The sequence below is a fragment of the Caldinitratiruptor microaerophilus genome (assembly GCF_025999835.1).
Lineage (GTDB): Bacteria > Bacillota > Sulfobacillia > Symbiobacteriales > ZC4RG38 > Caldinitratiruptor > Caldinitratiruptor microaerophilus.
This window is the reverse complement of record NZ_AP025628.1, coordinates 3373638-3386861: the sequence shown is the minus strand read 5'-3', so window position 1 is coordinate 3386861 and position 13224 is coordinate 3373638. Positions and strand designations below refer to the sequence as shown.

8 protein-coding genes are annotated in these 13224 nt (G+C 68.3%); all 8 read right to left on the bottom strand.

Annotated features, from left to right (window positions below):
- Positions 1-44: 44 nt before the first annotated feature.
- On the bottom strand, positions 45-1232 hold the full coding sequence (gene tuf / locus caldi_RS16375; protein ID WP_264842812.1) for an elongation factor Tu: 1188 nt from the start codon (positions 1230-1232) through the stop codon (positions 45-47).
- Positions 1233-1286: 54 nt separating this feature from the next.
- Entirely contained in the window at positions 1287-3371 is a 2085-nt protein-coding gene (fusA, locus tag caldi_RS16370) for an elongation factor G (protein ID WP_264842811.1), read from the bottom strand.
- Positions 3372-3425: 54 nt separating this feature from the next.
- Entirely contained in the window at positions 3426-3896 is a 471-nt protein-coding gene (rpsG, locus tag caldi_RS16365) for a 30S ribosomal protein S7 (protein ID WP_264842810.1), read from the bottom strand.
- 215 nt (positions 3897-4111) lie between these two features.
- Positions 4112-4501 carry a 30S ribosomal protein S12 gene (gene rpsL / locus caldi_RS16360; protein WP_264842809.1) on the bottom strand — a complete coding sequence of 130 codons (390 nt, stop codon included), beginning with the start codon at positions 4499-4501 and terminating at the stop codon, positions 4112-4114.
- Between the two features lie 31 nt (positions 4502-4532).
- Entirely contained in the window at positions 4533-4784 is a 252-nt protein-coding gene (locus caldi_RS16355; protein WP_264842808.1) for a ribosomal L7Ae/L30e/S12e/Gadd45 family protein, read from the bottom strand.
- Positions 4785-4822: 38 nt separating this feature from the next.
- Positions 4823-5470, bottom strand: coding sequence for a class I SAM-dependent methyltransferase (locus caldi_RS16350; protein WP_264842807.1), 648 nt, complete (start codon positions 5468-5470; stop codon positions 4823-4825).
- Positions 5471-5575: 105 nt separating this feature from the next.
- The gene (gene rpoC, locus caldi_RS16345; protein WP_264842806.1) at positions 5576-9223 is read right to left on the bottom strand and encodes a DNA-directed RNA polymerase subunit beta'; all 3648 of its coding nucleotides are present in this window, start codon (positions 9221-9223) and stop codon (positions 5576-5578) included.
- A 24-nt stretch (positions 9224-9247) separates the two neighbouring features.
- On the bottom strand, positions 9248-12982 hold the full coding sequence (rpoB, locus tag caldi_RS16340) for a DNA-directed RNA polymerase subunit beta (RefSeq protein WP_264842805.1): 3735 nt from the start codon (positions 12980-12982) through the stop codon (positions 9248-9250).
- Between the last annotated feature and the right edge of the window lie 242 nt (positions 12983-13224).

Genomic DNA, 13224 nt, shown 5'->3' with positions numbered 1-13224 from the left:
CCCCGGACGGCCTGTGCCCGGGGGGGCCACCCCACGCGGCGGAGCTATTCGATGATCTTGGTCACGACCCCGGCGCCGACGGTCCGGCCGCCCTCGCGGATGGCGAAGCGCAGACCTTCCTCCATGGCGATCGGGGTGATGAGCTCGATGTTCATCCGGATGTTGTCGCCGGGCATGCACATCTCGACGCCCTCCGGCAGCTTGATCACGCCGGTGACGTCGGTGGTGCGGAAGTAGAACTGGGGCCGGTAGCCGTTGAAGAACGGGGTGTGGCGGCCGCCCTCCTCCTTCGTGAGGACGTACACCTCGGCCTCGAACTTGGTGTGCGGGGTGACGCTGCCAGGCTTGGCCAGGACCTGACCACGCTCCACCTCGTCCTTGTCGATGCCCCGCAGCAGCGTGCCGATGTTGTCGCCCGCCACGGCCTCGTCGAGCACCTTGCGGAACATCTCGACGCCCGTCACGACGGTGCTCTTCGGCCGGTCGGCGAAGCCCACGATCTCGACGGTGTCGCCCACCTTCACGCGGCCGCGCTCGACGCGCCCGGTGGTGACGGTGCCGCGGCCGGTGATGGTGAAGACGTCCTCGATCGGCATCAGGAAGGGCTTGTCGGCGTCACGGACCGGGGTGGGGATGTAGTTGTCCACGGCGTCCATGAGCTCGAGGATCTTGGGGGTCCACTCGGGGTCGCCCTCCAGGGCCTTCAGGGCGGAGACCCGGACGAAGGGGATCTCGTCGCCGGGGAACTCGTACTTGCTCAAGAGCTCCCGGACCTCCATCTCGACGAGCTCCAGCAGCTCCGGGTCGTCGACCATGTCGCACTTGTTGAGGGCCACGACGATGGCCGGGACGCCTACCTGGCGGGCCAGGAGGATGTGCTCCCGGGTCTGGGGCATCGGGCCGTCGGCGGCGGATACGACCAGGATCGCGCCGTCCATCTGGGCCGCGCCGGTGATCATGTTCTTCACGTAGTCGGCGTGGCCGGGGCAGTCGACATGGGCGTAGTGCCGGGCGTCCGTCTCGTACTCCACGTGCGCGGTGTTGATCGTGATGCCGCGCTCCTTTTCCTCCGGCGCCTTGTCGATCTGGTCGTAGGGGACGAACTCCGCCTTGCCCCGCTCCGCCAGGACCTTCGTGATCGCCGCCGTGAGCGTGGTCTTGCCGTGGTCGACGTGACCGATGGTCCCGATGTTCACGTGCGGCTTGGTCCGCTCAAACTTCTTCTTGGCCATTGCCTCTCGCGTCCTCCCTTTTGGGGGTGCGGGCTCCGCCCCCCCGATTTCCCCTTAGCGCTCCCGGCCCTGCGCCTTGGCGAGGATGGGCTCCGCCACGTGGCGCGGGACCTCCGCGTAGTGCGAGAACTGCATCGTGTACGTCCCGCGCCCCTGCGTACGGGAACGCAGATCGGTGGCGTAACCGAACATCTCGGCCAGGGGCACGTAGCCGCGCACCACCTGGGCGCCGCCACGGGCCTCCATGCCCTCGATGTGACCCCGGCGGGAGTTCAGGTCGCCGATGACGTCGCCCATGTACTCCTCCGGGACCACGACCTCGACCTTCATGATCGGCTCCAGCAACACGGGCTCCGCCTTCTCGGCCGCGTTCTTGAGGGCCAGGCTGGCCGCGATCTTGAACGCCATCTCCGAGGAGTCGACCTCGTGGTAGGAGCCGTCGTAGAGCGTCGCCTTGAAGTCGATCAGCGGGTAGCCGGCCAGCACGCCGTTCTCCGCCGCCTCCCGGAGTCCCGCCTCCACGGCCGGGATGTACTCCTTGGGGACGACGCCGCCGACGATCTTGTTCTCGAACACCACGCCCGCGCCGCGCTCCAGCGGCTCGAACTCGATCCAGACGTGGCCGTACTGGCCGCGGCCACCCGTCTGGCGGATGAAGCGGCCCTCGGCCTGCACCTTCCGGGTGAAGGTCTCCCGGTACGCCACCTGGGGCCGGCCGACGTTGCAGCCCACCTTGAACTCGCGCTGGAGCCGGTCGACGATGATCTCCAGGTGCAACTCGCCCATGCCCGAGATGATCGTCTGGGCGGTCTCCGGGTCGGTGTGCACCCGGAACGTTGGGTCCTCCTCCGCCAGGCGCTGCAGGCTCACGCCGAGCTTGTCCTGGTCGGCCTTCGTCTTGGGCTCGATGGCCACCGAGATCACCGGCTCCGGGAACTCCATGGCCTCGAGGACGATCGGCCGGTCCTCGGCGCACAGGGTGTCGCCCGTCACCGTGTCCTTCAGGCCCACGATCGCGCAGATGTCGCCCGTCTCCGCCGCCTCGATCTCCTCGCGGTGGTTGGCGTGCATCTGCAGCAGGCGGCCGACCCGCTCCTTCTTCCCCTTGGTGGCGTTATAAATGTAGGAACCCGCCGGCAGCCGGCCGCTGTACACCCGGATGAAGCAGAGCTTGCCGACGTAAGGGTCGGACATGATCTTGAAGGCGAGCGCCGAGAAGGGCTCATCGTCCGACGGCTTGCGGGTGATGGTCTCGCCCGTCTCGGGATCCTGGCCCTCGACGTCCGGGATGTCCAGCGGCGAGGGCAGGTAGTACACCACGGCGTCGAGGAGCGGCTGCACGCCCTTGTTCTTGTAGGACGAGCCGCACAGCACCGGCGTGATCTTCACGGCGATCGTGCCCTTGCGCAGCGCCGCGCGGATCTCGTCCGGGGTGATCTCCTCGCCGCCCAGGTACTTCTCCATGAGGGCGTCGTCGAGGTCGGCCACCGCCTCCAGGAGCTTCTCCCGGTACTCGGCGGCCTGATCGCGCAGCTCCTCCGGGATCGCCGTGTCCCGGGCGACCTTGCCCAGGTCGTCCTCGTAGATCACGGCCTTCATCTCGACGAGGTCGACGACGCCCTGGAACGTGTCCTCGACCCCGATCGGGATCTGGATGGCCACCGGGTTCGCGCCCAGGCGCTCCCGCATCTGATCGATGACGCGGAAGAAGTCGGCGCCGATGGTGTCCATCTTGTTCACGTACGCGATGCGCGGGACCCCGTACTTGTCCGCCTGGCGCCACACCGTCTCGGACTGCGGCTCCACCCCGCCCTTGGCGCAGAACACCGCGATCGCGCCGTCCAGGACCCGGAGCGAGCGCTCCACCTCGACCGTGAAGTCCACGTGTCCGGGCGTGTCGATGATGTTGATCCGATGATCCTTCCACCAGCAGGTCGTGGCAGCGGAGGTAATCGTGATGCCCCGCTCCTGCTCCTGGACCATCCAGTCCATCGTCGCCGCACCCTCGTGGACTTCGCCCATCCGGTGGATGCGGCCCGTGTAGAAGAGGATCCGCTCCGTCGTCGTCGTCTTGCCCGCGTCGATGTGAGCCATGATCCCGATGTTGCGCAGCCGCTCGAGCGGTACCTGTCGGGACATCCGCTTACCCCCCTTTCCCGTCAGCTTCAGGGTCCGTTGGCAAGACCCGGCCGCTTACCAGCGATAGTGCGCGAACGGCCGGTTCGCCTCGGCCATCTTGTGCACTTCCTCCCGCCGCTTGACGGCACCGCCGGTGCCGTTCGCAGCGTCCATCAGCTCGTTTGCCAGCCGCTCGATCATCGTCCGCTCGCTGCGGTCCCGGGCGTACTGTACCAGCCACCGGAGCGCCAGCGACGTCCGCCGCTCCGGGCGCACCTCGATCGGCACCTGGTACGTGGCACCGCCCACCCGGCGAGGCCGGACTTCCAGCAGCGGCATCGCGTTCTTCACTGCCGCCTCGAACACCTCGAGCGGCGACTTGCCGGTCTTCTCGGCGACCCGGTCGAAGGCCGAGTACACGATCCGCTGTGCCAGGGACTTCTTCCCGTCCCACATCACCTTGTTGATCAGCCGGGCCACCAGCTCGCTGTTGTAGATGGGGTCCGGCGCGATCTTCCGGCGGGGAGCGGGTCCACGGCGCGGCATGAAGCCTTCCCCCTTTCTGAGTCCCGGCTGGCCAGTCCCGGATCCGGCCCACGCGGCCCCGCGGGCACGCCGGCAGCGGGCGCCGGGCGGCACGGCGCGAAGCCAGGGCGTAGGTTTCCCCCGCCCCCGGTCGGGTATGCCGGATCTGGGGCTTCGTCTCGGGTGCGACTACTCTTGCCAGCCGGTTCCCCGCATCCGACGATGAGACCGTCTGCTCATCTGCGGGCGGCGCCCTTCTGGGCCCGCTTGGCACCGTACTTGGACCGGCCCTGCTTGCGGTTGGCGACGCCGGCGGAGTCCAGCGTCCCCCGCACGATGTGATAGCGCACGCCCGGCAGGTCCTTCACGCGCCCGCCGCGCACCAGCACCACGGAGTGCTCCTGCAGGTTGTGGCCTTCCCCGGGGATGTAGGCAGTCACCTCGATCCCGTTGGTCAGGCGCACGCGGGCGATCTTCCGCAGCGCCGAGTTCGGCTTCTTCGGCGTGGTGGTCTTGACCACCGTGCAAACGCCCCGCTTGAAGGGGTTGCCCTTCAGGGCCGGGGCCTTGGACTTCCTCTCGAACGCCTCGCGCCCCATGCGAACGAGCTGCTGAATGGTCGGCATCGGTCTGCCTCGTACACCTCCCTTCCCGTTTCTAACCTTCGAGGATGGCCGCCGCCGCGGCGCCGACGTCGATCCCGCACGCCTTGCCGAGGGCGGCCATGGTGTCGACGTACACGAGTTCCAGGTGCCGGGCGGTCGCCGCAGCCACCACGTCCCGGGTCACCGCCGTGTCCGCATCCCGGGCCACGAAAACCACCCGGGCGAGCCCCCGTTCAATCGCCTTGGCCGTCTGCTTGGTGCCGATGGTCTTCTTCCTGGCCGCCTTCAGACGCTCCAAAGACATCTTCCGGGTACCTCCTGCCCGAGACACACGTTCATATTCTACTTTGGTCCCGGGTTGGCGTCAATTCTTTCGTCACGCGGAACCCCCAGCCACCCTTGCGCCCGGTAGACGTGGTAGCCCCCCTTGCGGTCCACGTCTTCCAGTTCCCGGAACACCGCCCCGAGGTGGCGCTTCAGCGAAGGGGCCCCCTGCTTGTTGCCGATGACCACCCACAGGCTGCCCCCCGGCTTCAGGGCCGCTCCCGCCTCGGCCACCAGGCGGTGCACCGCCGCCTTGCCGGCCCGCACGGGCGGGTTCATCAGGATCACGTCGAAGCGGATGCCGGCCAGGGGGCCCGTGCCATCCCCGACCCGAACCTCCGCGTTGCGCACCCCGTTCCGCTCGGCGTTGGCCTCCGCGAGCCGGGCGGCGCGCTCGTTCATGTCTACCATATATACACGTCCCTGCGGCGCGAGCCGGGCCGCCACGATCCCGAGCACTCCGTAGCCGCAGCCCAGGTCCAGCACGGTGTCGGCCGGCCCGATCCGCATGGCTTCGACCAGGAGCCGGGTGCCGGGGTCGACCCGCTCCCGGGAGAACACGGCCCGGTCGGTGCGAAAGCGGAACTCCATCCCGCGCAGCACGGCCGTGAACTCCGCCTCTTCGTGGGGCGTCTGGGGTCTCGGCGTGAAGTAGTGCTCGGTCATGTCGCCCTCCGGGAGGTGCGCTGAAATTTTCGCGCCGGAAGCGAACGGGTGCAAGAGGAACGGCCGGCGGCGCAAGATCGCGCCACCGGCCGCGTTGCGTTGCGCTCAGTCGTCGCCGGCCACGGGGACGGGCGCCTCGCCGGCCTCGCCGTAAAGCTCGTCGTAGGTGTGGACCCGGATGTTGCGGTAGCGCCCCATGCCGGTGCCGGCCGGGACCAGCTTGCCGATGATCACGTTCTCCTTGAGACCCAGGAGCGGGTCGCGCTTGCCCTTGATGGCGGCCTCCGTCAGGACCCGGGTGGTCTCCTGGAACGAGGCGGCGGACAGGAACGAATCCGTCGCCAGCGACGCCTTCGTGATGCCGAGGAGCACCGGCCGGGCCACGGCGGGCACCCCGCCGGCCTCGATGACCCGGGCGTTCTCATCCTCGAAGTCGAAGACGTCGATGAACCCGCCGGGCAGCAGTTCGGAGTCCCCGGGGTCCTCCACCCGGACCTTGCGCAGCATCTGCCGGATGATGATCTCGATGTGCTTGTCGTTGATGTCCACGCCCTGCAGGGCGTACACCTTCTGCACCTCGCGCAGGAGGTACATCTGCACGGCCCGCAGGCCCTTCACCCGCAACAGGTCGTGCGGGTTGATGGAGCCCTCGGTCAGCTCGTCGCCCGCCTCCACCACGTCGCCGTCGCGCACCTTGATGCGGGCGCCGTACGGGATGGCGTAGGTCACCGATTCGCCCTCCGGCGACGTGATCGTGATCTCGCGCCGGCCCTTGTTCTCGGCGACGCTGACGGTGCCGTCGAGCTCGGCGATGACCGCCTGGCCCTTCGGCTTGCGGGCCTCGAAGAGCTCCTCCACCCGGGGCAGACCCTGCGTGATGTCGTCGCCGGCCACGCCGCCCGTGTGGAACGTGCGCATCGTGAGCTGGGTACCCGGCTCGCCGATCGACTGGGCGGCGATGATGCCGACCGCCTCGCCGACGTCGACCAGCCGCCCGGTGGCCAGGTCACGGCCGTAGCAGAGCCGGCACACGCCGTACCGGGTGCGGCAGGTGAGGACGCTGCGGATGGCGACCTGGTCGAGCACCAGGTCCTCCCGGCCGCGGCGGCGCGCCTCGTCGTTGAGGAAATCGATGATCTCCGCGTGCTCCTCGGTGATCATCTCGTCGGCCGCGGCGATGAACCCGTTCTGCAGGTTGTAGTTCAGGTACGGATACTGGCTCTCCGGGTACCTGGCGACGAGCTGCTCCCGCAGTTCCGGGAACTCGTCCAACATCGGGTGGACGATGTCGTTCAGGGCGCAGCGGCCGACGATGCGCTGCGTGACCTTCTCGACGATCTCGTCGCCATCCCGCACCTCGAACACCGGGATGCCGGCGGTGGTGCCGCAGTCCTCCTCCCGGACGATGACGTCCTGCGCCACGTCCACCAGGCGGCGGGTGAGGTAACCCGAGTCGGCCGTGCGCAGCGCGGTGTCGGCCAGGCCCTTGCGGGTGCCGTGGGTGCTGACGAAGTACTCCAGCACCGTGAGGCCCTCGCGGAAGTTCGACTTCACCGGCACCTCGATGATCCGGCCCGACGGGTCGGCCATGAGGCCGCGCATGCCGGCCAGCTGGGTGATCTGGCTCACGTTACCCCGGGCGCCGGAGGTCATCATCATGTTGACCGGGTTGAACTGGTCCATGTGCTGGACCAGGGCCTTGGTCACCTTGTCCTTGGCCTGCTCCCAGATCGAGATCACCCGCTGGTAGCGCTCCTCGTTGGTGATGAGGCCCCGGCGGTACTGGCGGGCGACCTGCTCGACCTCGGCCTCGGCGTCCCGGAGGATCTGGTCCTTCTCCGGCGGCACCTCGACGTCATCGATGCCGATGGTGGCGCCCGACCGCGTCGCGTAGCGGAAGCCGAGGTCCTTCAGGCGGTCGGCGAGTTCCGCGGTGGCGGAGGTGCCGAGCTGCCGGTAGGCCTCGGCCACCACCTTGCCCATCCACTTCTTCTCCACCACGGCCTCGATGTAGCGAAGCTCGGGCGGCAGGATCTCGTTGAAGATGAGCCGGCCGATCGTGGTCTCCACGTAGGCGTACGCGCCCCGGACCTCGGTGCCCTCCGGCCACTTCGCCGCCCAGTCCTTCGGGAACCGCACCTTCACCCGGGCGTGGAGCTCCACCTCGCCGGAGTCGTGGGCGAACAGGGCTTCCTCCGGGCTCGAGAAGACCCTGCCCTCTCCCCGGGCGCCCTCCTTCACCAGCGTGAGGTAGTAGCAGCCCAGCACCATGTCCTTGGTCGGCGTGATGACCGGCTGCCCGTCCTTCGGGTTCAGGATGTTGTTGGCGGAGAGCATGAGGATGCGCGCCTCGGCCTGCGCTTCGGCGCTCAGCGGCACGTGGACGGCCATCTGGTCGCCGTCGAAGTCGGCGTTGTAGGCCGTGCAGACCAGCGGGTGGATCTGGATCGCCCGGCCCTCGACCAGCACCGGTTCGAAGGCCTGGATGCCGAGGCGGTGCAGGGTCGGCGCCCGGTTGAGGAGCACCGGGTGCTCGCGGATCACCTCTTCGAGCACGTCCCAGACCTCGGTTCGCACCCGCTCGACCATCCGCTTGGCGGACTTGATGTTGTGCGCGTACCCGTCCTGCACGAGCTTCTTCATGACAAACGGCTTGAAGAGCTCGAGCGCCATCTCCTTGGGCAGGCCGCACTGGTGCAGCTTGAGCTCCGGGCCGACGACGATGACCGAGCGGCCCGAGTAGTCGACCCGCTTGCCCAGGAGGTTCTGGCGGAAGCGGCCCTGCTTGCCCTTCAGCATGTCCGAGAGCGACTTCAGGGGCCGGTTGCCGGGCCCGGTCACCGGCCGGCCGCGCCGGCCGTTGTCGATCAGGGCGTCCACGGCCTCCTGCAGCATCCGCTTCTCGTTGCGGACGATGATGTCCGGCGCCTGCAGGTCCAGGAGCCGCTTCAGGCGGTTGTTGCGGTTGATGACCCGCCGGTAGAGGTCATTCAGGTCCGACGTGGCGAACCGGCCGCCGTCGAGCTGGACCATGGGCCGCAGGTCCGGCGGGATCACCGGGATGACGTCGAGGATCATCCACTCCGGCCGGTTCCCCGACTTGCGGAACGCCTCGACGACCTCCAGCCGCCGGATGGCCCGGATCTTGCGCTGGCCGGAGACGGACTTCAGCTCGGCCCGCAGCTCCCGGGACAGCTTATCCAGGTCGATCTTCTGGAGGAGGGTCTTGATCGCCTCCGCCCCCATGCCGGCCTTGAAGGCGTTGCCGAACTTTTCCCGGTACTCGCGGTACTCGTTCTCCGTCAGCAGCTGCTTCTCGATCAGGGGCGTGTTGCCCGGGTCGATCACGATGTACGCCGCGAAGTAGAGGACCTTCTCCAGCGCCCGCGGCGAGATGTCCAGCAGGAGCCCCATCCGGCTGGGGATGCCCTTGAAGTACCAGATGTGGCTCACGGGCGCCGCCAGCTCGATGTGGCCCATGCGCTCGCGCCGGACCTTGGCACGCGTGACCTCGACACCGCAGCGGTCGCAGACGATCCCCTTGTACCGCACCCGCTTGTACTTGCCGCAGTGGCACTCCCAGTCGCGGGTCGGGCCGAAGATCTTCTCGCAGAACAGGCCCTCCCGTTCGGGCTTCAGGGTGCGGTAGTTGATGGTCTCAGGCTTCTTCACTTCGCCACGGCTCCACTGCCGGATCTGCTCCGGCGACGCGAGGCCGATGCGCATCGAGTCGAAGTAGTTGACGTCCAGCAAGCCCGACCGTCCCCCTTCGCACCCTTACTCCTCGTCGTCGAGGTCTCCGTCGGGCCCGCCCTCCGGGCCCTCGCCGTCCAGATCGTCGAGGCCGCCGTCCACGCCGGCCCCGGTACCGCCCCGGGCGCCGGCGCCCAGCCGCCCGGCCCGGCCGGTGCGGCCGGCACGGACCGGGAGATCCTCTTCCTCACCGCCGTCGGCGTCGGGCAAGGCGTCCTCCAGGTCGAGCGTCTCGCCCATGTCGCCGCCGGCCAGGATCGCGGCGTCCTCCTCCGCGTCCTCGGCCTCCTCTTCCTCCTCGTCACCGGCCGGGCGGCGGGCCGGCACCGGGCGCTCGACGTACTCGTCGGGCACCGGGATGTCGAGGTCACGCAGCCCGTCGTGGAAGTCCTCGTCGACCTCCCGGATCTCGATCTCCTGGTTGTCCTCCGACAGCACCCGCACGTCGAGGCAGAGCGACTGGAGCTCCTTGATCAGGACCTTGAAGGATTCGGGCACGCCCGGCTCCGGCACGTTCTCGCCCTTCACGATCGCCTCGTACGTCTTCACGCGACCGACCACGTCGTCCGACTTGACGGTCAGCAGCTCCTGCAGGGTGTACGCGGCGCCGTAGGCCTCGAGCGCCCACACCTCCATCTCCCCGAAGCGCTGGCCGCCGAACTGCGCCTTGCCGCCCAGCGGCTGCTGGGTGACCAGGCTGTAGGGGCCCGTGGAGCGGGCGTGAATCTTGTCGTCGACCAGGTGGGCGAGCTTCAGCATGTACGCCACGCCCACCGTGACCTCGCTGTCGAAGAGCTCGCCGGTGCGGCCGTCCCGCAGCGGGATCTTGCCGCTCTCCGGCAGCCCGGCCTTGCGCAGCAGCTCCTTGATCTCGTTCTCGTCGGCCCCGTCGAAGACCGGCGTGGCCACGTACATGCCGAGCTTCTGCGCCGCCCAGCCGAGGTGGGTTTCCAGGATCTGGCCGATGTTCATCCGGGAAGGCACGCCCAGCGGGCTCAGGACGATGTCGACCGGCGTCCCGTCCGGCAGGAACGGCATGTCCTCGACCGGCAGGATCTTGGAGATCACGCCCTTGTTCCCGTGGCGGCCCGCCATCTTGTCGCCCTCGGAGATCTTCCGCTTCTGGGCGATGTAGACGCGCACCAGCTGGTTCACGCCCGGAGGCAGCTCGTCGCCCTGCTCGCGGGTGAAGACCTTCACGTCGACGACGATGCCGCTCTCCCCGTGCGGCACCCGCAGGGAGGTGTCCCGGACCTCCCGGGCCTTCTCGCCGAAGATCGCCCGCAGGAGCCGCTCCTCGGCCGTGAGCTCGGTCTCGCCCTTGGGGGTGACCTTGCCGACCAGGATGTCGCCGGGCCGCACCTCGGCGCCGATGCGGATGATGCCCCGCTCGTCGAGGTCGCGCAGGACGTCCTCGCCGACGTTGGGGATGTCCCGGGTGATCTCCTCCGGCCCGAGCTTGGTGTCGCGGGCCTCGCACTCGTGCTCCTCGATGTGGATCGAGGTGAGGAGGTCCTCCGTGACCGCCCGCTCGCTGATGACGATGGCGTCCTCGTAGTTGTAGCCTTCCCAGCACATGTAGGCGACCAGGAGGTTCCGGCCCAGGGCGAGCTCGCCGCCGTCGGTCGAAGGCCCGTCGGCCAGGATGTCGCCCTTCTCCACGCGCTGGCCCTTGCGGACGATCGGCCGCTGGTTGAGGCACGTGCCCTGGTTCGAGCGCTGGAACTTCGTGAGCTTGTAACGCCGCACGGTGCCGTCGTCCTGGCGGACGACGATCTCGGAGCCGGACACCCGCTCGACCACGCCGGGACCCTCGGCGACGACCAGCACGCCCGAGTCGTACGCGGCGCGGAACTCGAGCCCGGTCCCGACCAGCGGGGCGTCGGGCCGCAGGAGCGGCACGGCCTGGCGCTGCATGTTCGAGCCCATCAGGGCCCGGGAGGCGTCGTCGTTCTCGAGGAACGGGATGAGGGCGGTCGCCACCGAGACGATCTGCTTGGGCGACACGTCCATGTAGTCGACCTGCTCGGGCGGCACCTCGACGAAGTCGCTCCGGTAGCGGCACACCACCCGGTCGCTGGCGAACCAGCCGTCCTTGATCGGCGTGTTCGCCTCGGCGATCACGGCCTCGTCCTCCTCGTCGGCCGTGAGGTAGACCACCTCGTCGAGGATCCGCTTGTTCTCGCGGTCGACCTTCCGGTACGGCGTCTCGATGAAGCCGTACTCGTTCACGCGGGCGTACGTTGCCAGGGCGCCGATCAGGCCGATGTTCGGGCCTTCCGGCGTCTCGATCGGGCACATCCGCCCGTAGTGGCTGTGGTGCACGTCCCGGACCTCGAACCCGGCCCGCTCCCGGCTGAGGCCCCCGGGGCCCAGGGCGGAGAGGCGCCGCTTGTGGGTCAGTTCCGCCAGCGGGTTCGTCTGGTCCATGAACTGGGAGAGCTGCGAGGAGCCGAAGAACTCCTTGACCGCCGCCACCACCGGCCGGATGTTGATGAGCGCCTGCGGCGTGATGGCCTCCACGTCCTGGATGGTCATGCGCTCCTTGACCACCCGCTCCATGCGGGCCAGGCCGATGCGGAACTGGTTCTGCAGCAACTCGCCCACCGAGCGCAGGCGGCGGTTGCCCAGGTGGTCGATGTCGTCCACCGACCCCAGGCCCTTCGCCAGCGTGCACATGTAGTTGACGATGGCGACGATGTCTTCCCGCGTGATCGTCTTCTGGGTGATGGGCGGCTGGCCGTTCGAGACCACCCGCACCGTCGAGCCGTCCTTCAGCTGGACGGTGATCCGGCCGATGCCGGCCTGCTCGATCCGCTCGGCGAGCTTCCGGTCGATGGGCTGACCGGGTTCGGCCAGAACCTCGCCGGTGGCGGGGTCGACCACCCGCTCGGCCGCGTTGGTGCCGGCGATGCGCCGCCGCAGCGCCAGCTTCTTGTTCAGCTTGTACCGGCCCACGGGGGCCAGGTCGTACCGCTTGGGCTCGAAGAAGAGGGAGTCGAGCAGCTGCCGGGCGTTGTCGACCGCCGGCGGCTCGCCCGGGCGCAGGCGCTTGTAGATCTCGATCAGCGCCTCGTCCTCCGAGTCCGTCCCGTCCTTCTCCAGGGTGCGGCGCACGAGCTCGTGTTCGCCCACGGCTTCGAGGACCTGGTGGTCGCTCGAGTAGCCGAGCGCCCGCAGGAGCACCGTGGCCGGCAGCTTGCGGGTGCGGTCCACCCGCACGGTGATGAGGTCGTTGGCATCGGTCTCGAACTCGAGCCAGGCCCCCCGGTTCGGGATCACGGTGGCGAAAAAGAGCTTCTTGCCCGATGCGTCGACCTGTTCGCTATAATAGACACCAGGAGACCGCACGAGCTGGCTGACGATGACCCGCTCGGCCCCGTTGATGATGAAGGTTCCGTTCGCGGTCATCAGGGGGAAGTCCCCCAGGAAGACCTCCTGCTCCTTGACCTCGCCGGTCTCCTTGTTGACCAGCCGTACCCGTACCCGCAGCGGGGCGGCGTAGGTGACGTCCCGCTCCTTGCACTCCTCGATGCTGTACTTCGGTTCACCCAGGCTGTAGTCCAGGAACTCGAGGACCAGGTTGCCGGTGAAATCCGTGATGGGGGAGATGTCCCGGAAGATGTCCTGCAGCCCTTCGCGGAGGAACCACTGATACGAGTTCTGCTGGAGTTCGATGAGGTTCGGCAGCTCCAGGACCTCGTCGATCCGGCCGAAGCTGTAACGCTCCCGCATGCCCGCCTTCAGCGTCCGGCCCATCCACGCTTGGCCTCCTTACCGCATGACTACCCACCGGGATCGCTCTCCGTCTGGACCCAACCCCACCGCGAAAGCTGATCCAGTGGAAACCCGGCACGAAACAAGAAAAAGGCCACTTACCGGAGTCCCTCGGGGAACTGGTAAATGCGTCCTACCAGGGGACATGTCCTATTCGTGACCGCTTCCAAAACCGTTTATGCACTTCCATCCCGCAGTCAGCATCGCCGCCGCTGCCGGGGATG